This window comes from Longimicrobium sp., assembly GCF_036280135.1.
GTDB lineage: Bacteria > Gemmatimonadota > Gemmatimonadetes > Longimicrobiales > Longimicrobiaceae > Longimicrobium.
In genome coordinates, this window is record NZ_DASURI010000369.1 from 1 (window position 1) to 15,838 (window position 15,838).

14 protein-coding genes and 1 pseudogene are annotated in these 15,838 nt (G+C 71.1%); 7 read left to right on the plus strand and 8 right to left on the minus strand.

The genetic code is table 11. The annotated features are described in order from the left end of the window. From VFZ20_RS11560 to VFZ20_RS11575, 4 genes and pseudogenes are all read right to left on the minus strand, one after another. Window positions 1-205 (minus strand): annotated as a pseudogene (locus VFZ20_RS11560) (hypothetical protein); the annotation flags it as partial. A 751-nt stretch (window positions 206-956) separates the two neighbouring features. Next, a complete protein-coding gene (locus tag VFZ20_RS11565; protein ID WP_329684034.1) occupies window positions 957-1,571 on the minus strand; it encodes a hypothetical protein in 615 nt (204 codons plus the stop codon). A 37-nt stretch (window positions 1,572-1,608) separates the two neighbouring features. Next, the gene (locus VFZ20_RS11570) at window positions 1,609-3,930 is read right to left on the minus strand and encodes an arylsulfatase (RefSeq protein WP_329684035.1); all 2,322 of its coding nucleotides are present in this window, start codon (window positions 3,928-3,930) and stop codon (window positions 1,609-1,611) included. 178 nt (window positions 3,931-4,108) lie between these two features. Continuing rightward, a complete protein-coding gene (locus tag VFZ20_RS11575) occupies window positions 4,109-4,546 on the minus strand; it encodes a hypothetical protein (protein ID WP_329684036.1) in 438 nt (145 codons plus the stop codon). A gap of 137 nt (window positions 4,547-4,683) precedes the next feature. On the opposite strand from VFZ20_RS11575, the gene VFZ20_RS11580 reads away from it, so the two are divergent. Then, window positions 4,684-5,019, plus strand: a complete 336-nt coding sequence (locus tag VFZ20_RS11580; protein ID WP_329684037.1) for a hypothetical protein — start codon at window positions 4,684-4,686, stop codon at window positions 5,017-5,019. Between the two features lie 576 nt (window positions 5,020-5,595). On the opposite strand, the gene VFZ20_RS11585 is transcribed toward VFZ20_RS11580, so the two are convergent. Next, window positions 5,596-6,270, minus strand: a complete 675-nt coding sequence (locus VFZ20_RS11585; protein ID WP_329684038.1) for a response regulator transcription factor — start codon at window positions 6,268-6,270, stop codon at window positions 5,596-5,598. Window positions 6,271-6,900: 630 nt separating this feature from the next. After that, window positions 6,901-7,755: an AraC family transcriptional regulator gene (locus VFZ20_RS11590; protein WP_329684039.1), complete on the minus strand. Its 855-nt coding sequence runs from the start codon at window positions 7,753-7,755 to the stop codon at window positions 6,901-6,903. A 484-nt stretch (window positions 7,756-8,239) separates the two neighbouring features. On the opposite strand from VFZ20_RS11590, the gene VFZ20_RS11595 reads away from it, so the two are divergent. Continuing rightward, window positions 8,240-8,848, plus strand: a complete 609-nt coding sequence (locus VFZ20_RS11595) for a hypothetical protein (protein ID WP_329684040.1) — start codon at window positions 8,240-8,242, stop codon at window positions 8,846-8,848. A 38-nt stretch (window positions 8,849-8,886) separates the two neighbouring features. Further along, complete coding sequence (locus tag VFZ20_RS11600) at window positions 8,887-9,669, plus strand: DUF6325 family protein (RefSeq protein WP_329684041.1); 783 nt, start codon at window positions 8,887-8,889, stop codon at window positions 9,667-9,669. Window positions 9,670-10,431: 762 nt separating this feature from the next. Here VFZ20_RS11600 and VFZ20_RS11605 read toward each other — a convergent pair. Then, a complete protein-coding gene (locus tag VFZ20_RS11605; protein WP_329684042.1) occupies window positions 10,432-10,593 on the minus strand; it encodes a hypothetical protein in 162 nt (53 codons plus the stop codon). A gap of 997 nt (window positions 10,594-11,590) precedes the next feature. On the opposite strand from VFZ20_RS11605, the gene VFZ20_RS11610 reads away from it, so the two are divergent. The 4 genes from VFZ20_RS11610 (at window position 11,591) to VFZ20_RS11625 (ending at window position 14,546) form a co-directional block, all read left to right on the plus strand. Then, the gene (locus VFZ20_RS11610; protein ID WP_329684043.1) at window positions 11,591-11,752 is read left to right on the plus strand and encodes a hypothetical protein; all 162 of its coding nucleotides are present in this window, start codon (window positions 11,591-11,593) and stop codon (window positions 11,750-11,752) included. Beyond that, complete coding sequence (locus VFZ20_RS11615; protein WP_329684044.1) at window positions 11,749-13,008, plus strand: glycosyltransferase; 1,260 nt, start codon at window positions 11,749-11,751, stop codon at window positions 13,006-13,008. The genes VFZ20_RS11610 and VFZ20_RS11615 overlap by 4 nt, the downstream gene beginning before the upstream one ends. A gap of 111 nt (window positions 13,009-13,119) precedes the next feature. Next, a complete protein-coding gene (locus VFZ20_RS11620) occupies window positions 13,120-14,049 on the plus strand; it encodes a hypothetical protein (protein ID WP_329684045.1) in 930 nt (309 codons plus the stop codon). 38 nt (window positions 14,050-14,087) lie between these two features. Beyond that, window positions 14,088-14,546 carry a hypothetical protein gene (locus VFZ20_RS11625; protein ID WP_329684046.1) on the plus strand — a complete coding sequence of 153 codons (459 nt, stop codon included), beginning with the start codon at window positions 14,088-14,090 and terminating at the stop codon, window positions 14,544-14,546. A 430-nt stretch (window positions 14,547-14,976) separates the two neighbouring features. Here the strand turns inward: VFZ20_RS11625 and VFZ20_RS11630 are convergent, their stop codons facing one another. Further along, complete coding sequence (locus VFZ20_RS11630; protein ID WP_329684047.1) at window positions 14,977-15,477, minus strand: epoxyqueuosine reductase; 501 nt, start codon at window positions 15,475-15,477, stop codon at window positions 14,977-14,979. Between the last annotated feature and the right edge of the window lie 361 nt (window positions 15,478-15,838).

Here is a 15,838-nt window from a genome sequence, read left to right on the forward strand (position 1 = left end):
CCGGCGCCAGGGGCTCGCGCATGCCGTGTCCCAGCAGCACCCGCTCCCCGCCGCGGGGGCGCAGGGTGGTCACCATCGCCGCGGGCGCCCGGAGCGCGCGTGCCGCCACGCGGATGAGCCGGTCCAGGTCGCCGGGGGGCCGGGGCGGCGGCTCCGGCAGGGCGGGAGGGGCGGCTCCGGAGAGGGCGTCCGCCGTGGCTGCCATCGTCATGATCCTCGCGGACGGGTTCAGGGTGCGTTCGCTCTAAGTCTATGGAGGAAGCATCGTTGGCGGATAGTAAGATGTTGACGCGGTCGCGTGGGGCGGCCTCCCGTCCGGGGGACGAAGGGGGGCCGCGCGCTCCCGGCGGACGCAGCGGCGCGCGGCGGCACCCTCCGCGGCGGGCGGAGCGGCGTGGATCGAAGTGTGGGAGAGAAAGATGGGCGTGGAACGGCAGCCCGGTCTTGGAGGATCGTGGCCCGGGCCTCCCGGTCCGCCACGGGGACGGGGGATCTCGCGGACCGGCGCACCGGCCCCCGCTGCGCCGGGGCACGGACGCGGCCCCGGCGGCGGAAGGCATCCCCCGGGCGCGGGACCGGCGGTCCCGGCGCTCCGCGGTCCAGGCGGTGACTCCGAAGGAATCGTCCAGTGATGCCTGGACGTCCGCGTCTGCCTGGCGGCAGCGGCAGCCGCGTAAACGAAGGGGAGAGATGGACAGCGCGTCCGCGCCGTGGGGCGGCGGACGCAATCGTCGCCCTGATTCTTTCCGCCTCCCCGCGTGATACCAGTTCTGCCGCATCATCGTGCACTCCGGATTCAGCAACGGCATCTCACGCGAAGGCGCGGAGGGCGCGGAGGAAAAGAAGCCTCTTCGGTTCTCCGCGTCTCCGCGTCTCCGCGTGAGACAAGGTGTAGGGGTGGAATGCACGGCGGATCGTGAAAACGGGGATGAGGCGCGTCTTCCCCGAAGCGCGGATCAGCGGCCGAAGACGAGCACCCGGGCCACGTTCAGCAGGGCGGAGGAGACGAACCCGCTCGCGACCTCTTTCGCCGCCGTTTCCGCCGTGTAGTCCGGGTAGTGCCACACCAGCGGCGCGAGTCCGCTGGCCACGCGCGCGGTGATGCGCGGCAAGGCGATGCGCACGTGGCCGTCGCAGCCGCGGTCCGCGACCGGCTCCAGCGCGGCCTGCGCGACGCGGGCGCTCCCCCGGGCGGTGGCGCAGGGCACGGGGTGGGCGGGGGCGTGGAGCAGCGCCGCCGTCCCGTGGCGCACGGTCAGGGAGATGGCCGTGCGCCCCGCGTGCGCGGCCAGCCGCCGCCCCAGCCCCTCCGCGTCCTGGTCCCACGCCTCGGGGTTGCCGCGCACCTGGTCGTACACCGTGTAGCCCAGCGGCTCCGCCCAGGTAAGGGGCCGCGACGCCTCGTGGAGAAAGTCCGCGAGGCGGCTGGTGTCCCGCGCCGAGGGCGGCGGACCGGGCGCCTCCTGCGCCGGGCAGGAGCGGGCGAGGAGCGCCAGCCCCAGCAGCGCCACGATCACCCCCCCGCGAAACGTGGCCGACCGGCGCCAGCCGCCTGCTGCACTCCTTCCCATCGTTCCCTCCCCTGGCTGTTGTCCGCCGCCGGTCCGGTCAGTCGCGCGCGAGCGCGGCCGCGAGCTTTCGCTCCGCGTCCACGTACCCGTCGTCGGCGATGTCGTAGATCACCTTGACGATCCGGCCGCCGGCGAACGGAAAGCGGGAGTCGTACTCCGCGGACACCCGGTCGCCGCTGTCGTAGCCCACGGCCAGCCCCTCGCCGGCCAGGGCGTAGTGGCCGCTCTGGGTGCGAAAGGCGCCGCTCGCCGCCTCCTGCTCGTCCACGTGCAGCGTCATCGTGCCCAGCGCCTCGTTGTTCTCGCCCATCCGCTCCTTCCGGAACTCCACGCCCACCACGTGCCGCCCGGACGCGGGCGCGGGGCAGCTCAGCGCCTGCTCGGGCGCAATGCCCAGGAAGTTGTAGACAAAGGTGAGCCGGCCGTCCCGGACGAACAGGGAGTACCCGCCAAAGCGCGACCCCTGCGAGACGATGACGCCCTGTGCGTCCTGCGTGAACTCGACCTCGGCGAGGATCTTGAACGAGACGCCCAGCGTCCGCGCCGCCGACGCCTCCGGGATCTCCGTCGTGCCCGGGTAGTAGACGTACCGGCCGTCCGCCGGCGGCGCGACCTTGTACTCCAGCGCGTGGATCCCCACCACGCCCAGGTCGTTCAGGGGCAGCACGTTGTTCTTCTTCGCCTCGGCCATCCAGAGCGCCGCCAGCTCGGCCACCTTGTCCGGGTGCTCCCCGGCCAGGTCGTGCGCCTCCGCGCGGTCCACGTCCGTGTGAAAGAGCTGCCAGCGGTCTTCCCCGAACCGCCCCTGGTCGATCAGCGGCCCGTGCTCCGTCGCGGCCTTCCATCCCCGGTGCCAGATGCCGCGGGTGCTGAGCATCTCGTAGTACTGCGTCTCCTTGCGGGTCGGGGCGTCCCCGTCGTCGAACGAGTAGCGCATGGAGACGCCGGCGAGCGGCGCCTGCTCCACCCCGTCCACCACCCCGGGCATCTCCACCCCGCAGCACTCCAGGATGGTGGGGACGATGTCGGTGCAGTGGTGGTACTGGTGCCGCAGCTCGCCCCGCGCCCGGATTCCCCGGGGCCAGTGGATGACCAGCGGGTCGCACGTGCCGCCGGCGTACTGCGAGTAGCGCTTGAACATCCGGTACGGGGTGCTGAAGGCGACGGCCCACCCGGTGGGATAGTGGTTGTAGGTGTCGGGCGAGCCCAGCCGGTCGAGCATGGCCAGGTTGGCCTGGACGTCGTCCGGAAAGCCGTTGAAGAACCGGTTCTCGTTCACCGAGCCGTTGGGGCTCCCCTCGCCGGACGCGCCGTTGTCCGCGCAGTACAGGACCAGCGTGTTGTCCAGCTGCCCGGACTCCTCCAGGTAGTCGATCACCCGGCCGATCTGCGCGTCGGTGTACTCCGAGAAGCCGGCGTAGACCTCGGCCATGCGGCAAAAGAGCCGCTTCTCGTCGTCCGTCAGCGTATCCCAGGGCCGCACGGCGTCCGCCTCGGTGAACGTCCCCTCGCGCATGGGGTTGAGGGGGGTGAGCTCCGTGTCCGGGGGCAGGATGCCGCGCTCGGTCATCCGCGCGAGCACCCAGGCGCGGTACGCCTCGTACCCGTCGTCGAACGCCCCGCGGTACCGGTCGATGTACTCCTGCGGGGCATGGTGGGGGGCGTGGTTGGCGCCGGGGCAGTACCACAGGTACCACGGCTTGTCGGGGCGCGACTGACGGGTGTCGCGGATGAAGCCGATGGCCCGGTCCGCGAGGTCGCGCGAAAGGTGGTAGCCTTCGTCCGGAGAGTACGGCTGCTCCGTGAAGTGGTTGTCCTCGATGAGCTCGGGGTACCACTGGTTGGTCTCCCCGCCGATGAAGCCGTAGAAGCGGTCGTAGCCCAGCCCCAGCGGCCAGTGCCGGCGGCTGGCGCCCACGTCGAAGGCGTCCACGGGCACGTTGTGGTTCTTGCCGATCCAGAACGTGCTCCAGCCCGCGTCGCGCAGCACCGTGGCCAGCGTGGCGTTCTCCGGCGGGATGTGCCCGGCGTAGCCCGGGAACCCGGCCGCCGACTCGGCGATGGTCCCGAAGCCGTTCTGGTGGTGGTTGCGGCCGGTGAGAAAGCAGGACCGCGTGGGCGAGCACACCGAGGTGGTGTGCCACTGCGTGTACGTGAGCCCGTTCTCCGCCAGCCGCTCCAGCGTGGGCATGCGGATGCGCCCGCCGTACGGCGACCACGCCGCCTGCCCCGTGTCGTCGTAGAGGATGACGAGGACGTTGGGCGCGCCCTCCGGCGCCTTGCGGGCCAGGAAGGCCTCCCAGTCCGGCGTGGAGTCGCGGATGTCGAGCTCGATGGTCCCCTGGAATGGCCTGGGCATGGACGAGGCTCCCCTGCGGAAGGTGATCGGCGGACGGGCGCGGCGATGTCCCGCCCTCCGGGAAGCAGGATAGGCCCCGGGCCCCCGCGGGTCTTGGAGAAAGTTGCCGAACGTGCGGCGGGCCGCCACCCGAAAGGGGGGCGGCCCGCCGCGACGGCGGCGCGGCCGGAGGTCCGCGCTACGGTTTCGCCATGGCCACGCGCAGCCGCTCCTCGGGGGGGATGAGGGGGTTCTGGTCGCCCGCGGCCATGCCCGCGTCCGGCTCCACCCTGTTCACCCTGCCGGAGAACGCGCGGCTCCCGTTCCGCCCGTAGTCCGCCGTCACGGGCCAGCCGGCCCCGTACCCGATGTCGAACGACTCCCCGCCGAACGCGAACGGCTCCGTCCGCTCCGCGCGCCCCTCGCCCGCCCTGGCGCCGTCCACGAAGCGCGATACGGCGCCGCCCCGGGCCACGCCGCCGCCCTCGTACGCGAACTCCATCCGCACCTGGTGCCGCCCCGGCGGAATGCGCCCGATCCCTTCCCCCCGCGTTTCCTCGAGACCGAAGAAGATGTAGCAGTACCGGGGCTTGCCGTCCCGCGCGTACAGGCTCCACCCGCCCGTGATGCCGCCCACGGCCGCGCCCCCCCTCCGCGCCGGATTCCGGCACCTCCACCTCGGCCGTCACCGCGTGCGACTTGTCGGCCGGGTTGAGCATGGCCAGCAACGGCACGCGGGCAGACCCGCCAAAGACGATCTGCCGGTTTCCGCGGATGAGATCCGGCCGTCCCGCCAGCTCGGAGCTGCCCCGCTCGGCGACGCGGTCGTCCAGGGGGAGCACGCTGTACTTCGCCGCCTCGATGAGCCACAGCCGCTGCGGCTCCGCCAGCGTTTCCGGCTCCGCGGCGGCCGGGTCCCGCGCCTGCGGCCCGTCCCTGGGCTCCCGGCGGTCGTCGTCGAAGGCGGCCATCTCCGTCTCGCCCGTCTCCCGCGGCGTGCGGTGCCTGGTGACGGCCGTCCACCCGCGGTGGGAGAGGCCGCCACGCGGCAGCTCGCGGCGGGTCACCCGCGCGTTCGCCCCGTGGCCGGGCGAGAGGAGCGGATCGTAGGCGTTCATCAGCGACTCCCCGCAGCGAGAATCAGACGGTCAGGACAGGCGGTGTCCTGGAGCGTCCCGCGAAGCGTGCGCTCCGGCGAGGGGAGCCGGCTTGAACGAGACTGCCGGCGCCTCCCCCGCCACTCGCTCCACCGAACCGGTGGTGCGGCGCGTAGCGGCGGGCTGGGTCACACCCTCGGAGAGAGAGCTGCGCGAGCCGGCGCATGCGGGAGGAGGGCGAGAAGGACGACTGGAACGAACGGGCGCAGGGTGGCGGCAGTGAGCGGTGCCAGCCCCCACCCGCCGAACGCATCAACCCCGCCCCGAGAACGGATGGACAGCGGATGGTTCCCCACGATGATGGGGGGGGGCCGCGGGAGCGTGCCGGCGTACGAAGCCGGCCCGGGTGCTCGCGGTCCGGGAGGAGCGCTTCCCCGCCGGCGCGGTCTCATGGCGCGGTGGCCGCGCCCGCATGCCGCTCTCCGCGCGATGCGGGGCGGAGAACATCCGCATCGGAAGGGGGATCCGCGGCCGGCGCAGGGGCTCCCGCCGCGCCGGATCGTGCACGCGGCCGCGTGCACGATCCCCCTCACGGAGACCGGACGCAGCCGCGTGGCTCAGCGGTGACGCCCGGGGGACTGTCCAGCGAAAGCAGGCCGAGCCGATAGGCGTACTGCACCAGCTCCACCGTGGAGTGCACGCCCAGCTGCGCCATCAGCTGGTACTTGTGCGACTCCGCCGTCCGGCGTGACACCTCGAGCGCCTCGGCGACCCGCTTCATGCTGTATCCCTCCGCCACCAGCCGCAGCACCTGCCGCTGCCGCGGGGTCAGGTGCGGGGCGTCCGTCACCGTCGCGCCGGTTCCCGCCAGCACGGAGATCACCTCGTGCGCGATCTGGGGCGTGATGTACACCCGCCCGCCGCTCACCTCCTGCACCCCGTGGATGAGCTCCCGTCCCGCGGAGTGCTTGAGCACGTATCCCGAGGCCCCGGCGCGGATGGCGTCCGCGGCCAGGCGGGGGTCGGCGTGCATGGTCACCACCAGGATCCGTGTCTCCGACGCCGCCTGGCGCACGGCGCGCACGGCGTCCACGCCGTTGAGCAGCGGCATGCTCAGGTCCGTCACCACCACGTCCGGCCGCAGCCGCGCGGCCATCTGCACCAGCGTGCGCCCGTCGGGCGCCTGGCCCACGACCTCGAACTCCTCCCTGAGCAGGCAGGCCAGCCCCTCTGCCACCAGCGTATGATCGTCTGCCAGCAGCACTCGTGATCGGTTCGGCACGTTGATCGTCCAAGGTAGAGCGTGATGTCCGAAACGGAGTGATCCAATGCCCTGCGAGGTACCGGAAAACGCGTGGGGGCCGGTGCGCGCAGAGGAGGCGGGTGTGTCCGGTGCCTCGCGAGGGCCCGCCTCCGGCCCCACGCGCGTATGCACGGATTGGATGGGTCTTTCCCGATCTGCCCTCCCTGGTTTCGAGCGGTTGCGCGGGAGCCTGCTTCAAGGACGCGTAGCAGGCACATCACGCGTATCTGGTTGTACAAGTGCGGTTTGTACTAATGCGTGTTCTCGTATCAGAGTGCAACCCCTTTGCGCCGGTTTGCGTACAGCACACCCGATCCGCCCCGGGATCCGGCCAACGGCCAAAAGCGGACGGGCGCGCGGAAAGCCGGATTTTCCCGGCGGCCGTCGCGCCTGGAAAATCCAGCTTCCGTGTGTCCGCGGCATGCGGCGCTGCATCGGGATGTTTGCGTTTGGGCGTCGGGACGCGGCGGCGGTCGCGAAGGCCGCGTGCTGCATCCGTGCGGGCTCCGCGCGGCGGGCTCCCCCAGGGAACCCCGTCCGCCCCGCCTCACCCGTCTCCTCCGCGCGGAGCCCGCTCGGTCTCCCGCAAAGCTAGGCGGCGGCCGCGGCGGCCGGCTTGGAGGATGTTGCCCACGCGGTGCGCGCCACCTCGCGCGCATAGGTTCCCGGCGTGATCCCCATGATCCTCTTGAAGTGTCTGCAAAGATGACTTTGGTCACTAAAGCCGACACCCAGCGCCGCGGCGGAAAGGGGCGTTCCCGCGTGGATGAGCCCGCACGCGCGCAGGATGCGCACGTGGGTCTGGTACGCGTGGGGGGGCATCCCCACCTCGCGGGTAAACGCCCGGGCAAGGGCAAAGCGGCACATCCCGGCCCGCCGGCCCAGTTCCTCCAGGGTGACCGTGCGGGCAAAGGCCTCCCGCAGGTAGTCGCGGATGCGCAGCACCACGGCGTGCTCGCCGTGCTGCGGAGGCCGCACCCGTCCCGCGCAGGCGCCCAGCGCGAACCGAAGGAACTCCTGCAGCCCCGCCTCCGAGACGAGCGCCGCCTCCATCCGCCGGAGCGCCGCGTCGCCGGCCAGGCAGCACGCCAGCCGCGTCTGCCCGGCCGCGCAGGCCCGGGGGCGCAGCGCCTCCAGCCACGGCGCCACGGCCGCCAGCAGCGCGGGCTGCACCTGCAGCACGCGGAACTCCGATTCCCGCGGCATCTCCACCGAGATCACGTCGCCCGCGTCCACCTCCACCAGCTCCCCGGGCGGCAGCGGCGCGACGCGCCTGCGGTGCCGCATCCGCGCCCCGGCCGCGCCGGCCACCAGGATCAGGTGCTCGTTCTCCACCACCCGCGGGGCGGCGCCGGCGCGTGCGACGCGCCCCTTTGCCTCCCAGCACCCGTTCATCCACCCGGCGTGCGGCATCCCCCCCGCCTCCCACGTCACCATCGCATCCATCACTCCCTCCCCTGCGGAAACGCGAAGTCCCGAAAGATGCTTCGCGAACGGCCCGCCCGTGGGCGGCCGTGCGGTTGCTGCGGGTCGATCCCGCGTGGGGAGAAGTATGAACGACGCGGAGCGGGCGGTACATTCGCAAGTTTTCGGAGGCAACATCCCGGTATCGGACGGGTTTCAGGGCATACGCGCCGTCCGTATGTCGTGAAATGAATGTCCTGTAAGTATCCGGATCAACCCGTCACGCACCCCGCATCCCGGGCTTCGCTGCGCACCGCCGCATGCTTGTGGACCTGCCCGGCCCTTCGGCCGCCGTGTCGTGGACCGGCTGTTCAGGTATGGGTGAATGTACGTATAAGGTTGGATCATCCTGACCGGATTTCCCGGGTCCGCCGGAGACCGCAAGATCTTTCAAGACGGGAAAGACGGAGCAGGCCACTTTCTCCGGAGAGCTGGGGCGGTGCGGGACCTTCACCGGGAGCGACCGATGTACATGGGCACAGGGTCCGGGGGGCCGGAAGGAGAGCGGGCCCCGTTGTGGGCGCGCTTTACCGTGCGCGCGCCGCCGTTCAAGGCGGTGAGGGGCACGCGGTACATCCTGCGGCAGAACGGGGAGGGCTCCGGGAAGGTCCGGGTAGAAGGCCCACGGGGCGAGCTGGTGCTCCGGCTCGTCGGCGGGCAGTCGCCGGGGCCCGTCGCCTTTCTCGACCCCGCCGGCCGTGCACTTTACTTCAGCGCGCGCCGCGCCGGGCCGGCTCCCCCGACGATGGACCTGCGGCGGCCGGACGGGCTTACGGCGGCCATCGTCCACAACGCGCTCCTTTCGCCGGTGCGCGACCGCTGGCGCATCGACCTGCCGGGGGACAAGGGGATGGTCGCCGTGGGGAGTGTGCTGCAGCACGAGTACACGCTGTGGCGCGGGGACCGGGTCATCGCCCGGACCAGCAAGACCGGCCTGGGTGTGCGGGACGCCTGCGAGGTCGTGGTGGCGGACGGCGTTGACGCCCCCTTCGTCCTTGCCGTCGTCGTGGTCATCGACCTTCTCGCGCACCGCACGCCGGACGTCTCTGCGGGGCGGGCGGGCACCATCCCCTGAGCCCGCCCCCTATCACACCCGGCGCAGGAGAAGCCGCCATGGAGATCGGTCCCGTGCAGGTCGTGGTGCTGGGTTTTCCCGCGGGCGAGGCGTTCGGCGAGGCCATGCTCCGCGAGCTGCAGGAAGTGCGGGGGCGGGGCGTCATCCGCCTGGTGGACGCGCTGTTCGTCCGCCGCGCGGACGACGGAACGCTGTCCGTGATGGAGGCGATGGCGAAAGCCGGGGAGAGCGATCGCCGCCCCGTCGGCGTGGCGCTGCGGCGCCTGGCGGGGCTGGGGACGCGCGCCGCGGAGGACGGAGCCGGGGAGGAGAATGACGACTGCTCCATGTTCGGCCTGTCTCCCGCGCAGCTGCTGGAGACGCTGGGCGCCATTCCACCGGGCGGCGGCGGAGCGCTCGTGCTTTTCGAGCACGCGTGGGCGGCACGGCTGGCGCACGTGGTGCGCGAGGAAGGGGGCCGGATGCTCGCGCACGGCATCCTGACCCGTGAGGCCATGCGCCAGGCGGGGGCGGAACTTCGCGTCCTGGCGGAAGCGGAGGCGGTGATGGAGGTGGCGGACGCCGTGCGGAGCGCGGGGCTGCTGGACGCCCTGGCCTACGCCTCGGACGAGGCGGAGGCATCGGACCTCGCCGCGTCGCTCCCGTCGGCCCTGGCCGCGCAGACGCTGCGCGCGCTCATCGTCGCGCGCCTGATCGACGACGCCGAGGCCGAGCCCGCGCTCATGGAGCTGATCGACGCGGGTCTCATCGATCCGGTCATCGCCGAGCGGGCGGTGCAGGAGGCCGAGACGCTGACGCTGAATACGACGGCTGTCGATTAGCTGCCCGGTCCGGTCGGTCCTTCCGTCCATCGCGGCCAGGGTCTCCCGGAGAGAAGCCCCCTTGCCCGTAGCGCACGATCACCCTTTCCGGCGCCTGACCGGCGATCGAAAGCCGCGTCCCGTCGGCGACGGCGACTTCCGCCTGTCCGGCGACAGGCCGGGCACGCGGGACCCGGCACGATCCCGGAGTGACAATCCGGAAGTTCGGCTCCCCGGGCGGGGCTTCCGGCTGGGAGACGGGCCGGCGGGACGAAGGCGCCGGACGTGGCGCGGGCGTACTCGCGCAAGCACCTGGAGGACCGTTTCGGCCTGTACCCGGACGACCGGTGCGGATGGCCGTCGCGGTCCCCACGCCCCCGCCGCTTTGGGAATTACCGCAGGGGATGGAGGAGGGCGAATGCGGGATACGTATGGTGCCCAGGACCCTACGGCCCGCCTGCCCAGGAACGCGCGGCTTCGCGCTTCGCGATCAATGTCAACCCGCGTGCTCCGTGGGCTTCGGAGGTGTCGCCGTTCGAGTGAGAACCTTGCGGATGGCCGCTCGCATAGGGACGGAGGTGACCTCCACAAACGTGCCTGGCTCGCCTGGGGAGAGGCGTTGGATGCCCTTCGGACGCCGTTTCCCCGTGTGTCCCTCGTGCAGAATTTCGTCTCCCAGTGCGGCGGGCACCTGATTCGGTATCGAATCAGGTGCCCGCCTGCCTCACAACCCGAATGTCCCGCGCGATCACGTCCGCGGCCAGCGGCCGGATCTCCCCTCTGTTAGCACCATTCGGGCACCAGGCTGAGGCAGTCGAGGAGCGCCGTGCATCCGAAAGTGCAGAGAATGTCGCTCAGCACCGATTCCTCGGCGCTCGCGGGGGACTGCTGCGTTTCGAAACCCGCCACCACCAGCTGGTCGAGGTCCAGTTTCACTTTGCGCATGCCGTTTGCTCCTGGATGAGAAGTGGAGTGAGTGAGGGTACCGGACTGCCTCGCGCCCAAGCCGGACGACCCACCCTGGGCGCGAAGGGGAGTCTAGCTGCTCGACGACCGCCCGTCTTGGACAATCTTTGCCCAAGGGTGATCGGATGACGGCCCCCTCCCCCCGGCAACCCTGGGCTCCCAAGCGTCGCGGTCTGCTACGCAACAAGCTTCTTGCCCGCGGCTGGCTCACCTCCCGACCCCTTCGTCGGCCATCGTTACAAGCCCACGTTTCCGGTGCATCAGCTACCGGTCTGGCGAGGACGCCATCGGCCGACATCAGGCGTGAAGCAGCAGGCTGACCTACACCACGGTGCCTGCGTTCTGCCCGGTCTCGATGCAAGCGTGCCTCCGAGCAGGCGCACGCGCTCCCGCATCCCGACGAGTCCCAGCCCGGTCCCCGAACGAGCCGAATCGAAGCCGCGTCCTGAATCTCCGACCTCCAGGTGGACCCTCGTTCGCAGCCGACCCTGCCACGCGCAGCCACGCGTGGTTGACGCCGGCGTGCGTCACCACGCTCGCCAGTGCCGACTGTGCCACCCGGAAGAGGCACATCGCAGTGGCGGGGGGCAAGGCCGATGAGCATGGGGGCCCACGGACAGATCGACTTCCTCGGCCGCCGGAACCGGTAGCGAGCTCCGAGGCCGAGCGCGTCGAGCCTGTCGAGGCGTTGCCCCACGCAGCCGCCAGTTCCACCCTTCCCTCCGGGTACACCCCAGCCCCGTCTTTCCGCGCAACGGGGGCTTCAGGTGCGTCCACACGTGCATCCGCGTGGTGTTGGGCTGGCGAGGTACGGGTGTCCCCGAAGTGGAAAACAACGTTCAAGAAAGGACCGCATGTTCCCGCTTATCATCGTCCATCAACCCCGCCCGCCGGGTGGACACACCACCGGGTGCGCGAAGCCAGGGGAGCAAGGCCGGCCCCCAGGCAGCCCCAGCCACGCCGCAAGGGAGCTACGATGTACGACCTGGATGGAGTCGCCCCCCTCTGGCTGGGCGCGGCGGGGGTGGCCGCTCTCCGGCTGGACCTCTCGGCGATCCTCCTGAGCGTGACGGGGACCGTCGCGTTCTGGATCCTCGTCGTTCGGTACGCGCCCCACCCCCGCGGGGAGCGCCGGTGAACCGGGTCGTCACGCTCGGCGGGGGAGCGGCGGCGCTCGCCGTGTTCATCGTCTTCCACCACCTGTGGCGCGGGCCCCCGCCCCCGACCTTCGCCTCCGCCTTCTTCTACTTCTGCGGAGTGCTGGCCGCCGTCTCCATCACCGTGTCGCGCCGAGGCAACGACTGGTCGCACCTGCCGCCCGCGCGGGGCCGGACCGTGGTCGTGATCCCCGCCTTCAACGAGCCGGACGAGATGCTGCACCGCACGATCGCGTCGCTGCTCGCCGGCTCGGTGGTGCCCGACGTCCTGTACGTGGTGGACGACGGGTCGGCGCGGCCGATCGCACCCTTCGACCACCCCAAGGTGGTGTGGAGGCGGCAGGGGAACACGGGGAAGCGGCGGGCGCAGGTGGCCGCGCTCGCCGGCGAGATCGCCTCGCGCACCGCCGACTTCCTGGTCACCGTAGACTCGGACTGCGTGCTGGAGCGCGACTGCCTGCGCGAGTGCCTGCGCCCGCTGAGCGACCCGCGGGTGCAGGCCGCGACCGCCACCCCCACGGTGCTCAACCGGACGGAGAACCTGCTGACGCGGCTGATCGACCTGGAGATCGTCACCAGCTGCCTGGTGACCCGCGGGCTGCGCTCGCGCGTGGGCGCCGTCTCGCCCACCTCCGGGGCGATGTCGGTCTACCGCGCGGGACTCCTGTTCGAGAACGTGGACGACTACGTCGCGTCGGGAACCATCGGCGACGACCGCCGCCTTTCCCACTACGCCCTTCTCCGCGGAAAGGTGGTGGCGGTGGAGTCGGCGATGGTGGAAACGCTGGCGCCGGCGTCGCTGCGCGGCCTGTACCTCCAGCGCGACCGCTGGTACCGGGGATACTTCCGCTACCTCACGTGGGAGCTGCGCCACCTCCACGGGATGGCGCTCGCCTTTCGCTGCTGGAACTTCCTCCTGGTGGTCCTCTACCCGGTGATCATGGGCTGGGCCTTCCTCGTCGTTCCGCTCGCGGGGGGGCAGGTATACGCGGAGGCGCTCGTGTACTGGCTCGCCCTGATGTACTGCCAGACCGTCCGCTACGTGGCCTACGACCGCCCGGGCATGCCCCTGGGGGAGCGCGTCGTCACCTGGCTGGCGGGAACTCCGCTGCTCATCCTCTACAACCTGGTGGTGCTGCGGGTGGCGATCTACCGCGCGGTCACCCGGGCCGGGCGGACGCACTGGCAGACGCGCGGGGACCCCGTCCCCGGGGTGCTGGTCGGCGGGGAGGCGTGAATTGCCCGATCCCCGCGTTCGCGCCCCGGCCGGCCGGGCGCGGCGGATCAATCGGCGGGCGGTGGAGTCCCTTCGCCCGCGCACGAACCCGGTTCCGCAGGAGGTGGTGAGATGACGCTCGGGACGAAGTGGAGCGCGGTGAACAGCGGGCGGGGCGCGCGCCACCGCCACGGGGCGGGGTGGCTGCTGGCGCTCCTGGCGTGCGTACAAGGGTCGGCGGCCGCGCACGCCCAGCGGCCCGACGCCACGCTCGCGGCCGAGAACATCGACGTCGTCCACCTTGACTGGGTCGTCCGGCAGCTGGACAAGGTTCCGCCGTTCGACGAGGAGTTCTACCTCGTCATGCGCATGGCCTCGGTCGACAGCATTCGCTACGCGTACGGACCCAGGCGGGTCGTCTCCACCGCGGCGGGGGAGCGGGCGGAGATCGACGGCATCGTCGACGAGGGAAGGGCCGTTCCCCACCCGCTGTCGCGGACCAGCGAGTACGCCATCCGGGTGCGTCCTCTCGACCCGGACATCGCGTACCTCTTCAGGTTCACGGTCTATCCCAGGCACCCGCCGGGGTCCCCGCCGCGCTCCGTGCGGGTGGACGTGGTCACGGAGGCCACCAGCAATTTCGGAGACCACATCATGTACGACGCGGGGGTGCTCGCGGCGCAGCGGACGGGATATTGGGGGCTCGTCACGGGGGTGAACTTCTACGCGCTTCCCATCAACCGGGATGACGACCTGAGCCGCGCCTCCCCGGCCGAGGCGGTGCTCAAACGGGTGAGCCTCTTCGCGGGGCTGTCGTTCCGCGCCTTTCGCGCGCCGGCCGGGATGAGCGATTACTACGTACACCTGGGGCACCCCGTGCTGGGCATCGGGGTGCGCAACATCCCCGGCCTTCCGGGGCTGCGCGTGGGGACGGGGGTGATGTGGTACCGGCAGGAGGACGACAACCCGCTGGTCGTGCGCCTGCTGGTCAAGCGCGACGTGTACCTGAGCCTGACGTTCGGCCCCCGGCTGGACGACGTCCTGCGCCGCAGACGGCGCTGACCTCCCGCCTGACGATTACGGCGAGCAAGGAGAGAAGCATGAAGATTCCCGAGCGCGATCCGCGGCCTGCCCCGCGGTGGCTGCGTGCGTGCGCCCTCCCGGCGTGCCTGGCGCTGGCGACGGCGACGTGCGACGGCGGCGTGATCTCCGAACCCGAGCGCGACCCCCTCGACGTGCCGCTCTCCGAGATCCTGGAGCTCACCCGGACGGGAGCGGCTCCCGTGCGTGCCGACGGCGCGTCGCAGGACACGGTGGTGGCCCGCATCCCCGATCACGCCTTCACCCGCCGCGTGGTCTTTCGCACCACCGCCGGGAAGTTCCACGCCTCGCAGACGCGCGAGGAGCTCGTCACGGCCGTGCGCGTGGAGGGGGATGGTGACGACCGCCTGGTGGCAAAGGCGGTGCTGGTCGCCGACACGGTAGCCGGCGCGGCGGCGGTCTCGGCCACCGTCGGCGACTTCACGCAGTACATCGCCGTTCCGTTCGTGGAACCGTGAAATCCACGTTCGTCGCGGATATTTCGTGCGGCCGGAGCTCGTGGCGGCCAGCGAGAACTTCGCGCGGACGGACGGCAAGGTTATTCGTCAGCTGGCCCGTGCTCGACGTGCTGACACCCCGGCGGACGGATGCTGAACTCGGCGAACTTCATCGTCAACGGCCCGCCGTTCGCCTTGAACGCGTCCGTTCCAGTCGCCGTGCCTGGGACTGTGCCGACTCTCGAGCCCCCCTGGCACTGTGCCGGCTGCGCACGGAATCGCTCCGCACGACCAGCAGACGTCTGTAACGGATCGAAAGTGGGGGTGAGATCGACCCGCGCGGGTGGTGGAAAGAGAGTCGTAGTGGCACCACATTCCGGCGCCGAGAGTTCCAGGCAATCGTGACACTACGGAGTGCGCCGGATGCCCCGCGGTACTTTCAGGCAGGAGCTCAGTTCCCGTCGAGGGACGATTTGATTTCCGAGATTACCCACGCGTCCTCCTCCACGAGCAACCGCGCACGTAACGCAACAACGGACCTTTCGTCCGGGATCCGGCCCAAGGCCCACGCCGCGTGCCCGCGCACCAGCGGCTCCTCGTCGTTCAGCGCGGCGGCGAGCGCGGGGATGGCTTCGGGCGCGCCCCAGTTGCCGAGCGCGACGGCCACGTTGCGGAGGAGGCCGCGGCGCTTGGCCCGCTTGATCGGCGAGCCCTTGAAGCGCGCGCTGAACTCCTCCTGCGTCATCGTCATCCACTCGATGAGACTCGGCCCGTCCAGCCCCTCGCGCGCCAGGAACGCTTCCTCCGCTGACGGCGTGGCGAAGCGGTTCCAGGGGCAGACCTCCTGGCAGATGTGTCGACTTCCCCGTTTCTCGATTCCGCTCTCGACAGGGCGCCGTACCGTGCGAGCGAAGCCGAAAGGGTGAGCCACTCGGGCAGCCGGAATGGTCATCACGGTGCGCCCACAAACTCCCGGTTTCTTCTGTAGCGACTGTGTAGGCCGGGGAGCCGGGGAGCCGGAAGCTCGTCATCGTCGTACGTGCAGAGTTCGAAGTAGCCCTCGTCGAGCAGGCGCAGAAGCTCGGGCGCCTCGCCGGCCAGCCAGACCCCGGTCGAGCGCGGCCCGCGCCCTCCCCCCGTTCCCTGCAGCGGCCGGCCTTCAGACCACGAGCCAAAGCTGTACCAGCGAGATGGGGCAATGATGTCCCATGCAGATGCTGGAGCAATCCTATGTCCACGTGCTCCCGCGCCAGATCAGCCGCACTCTCCTGTACTTACGTCCCGGCATGAAGTTTGGCTCAGTCGGCACTCTT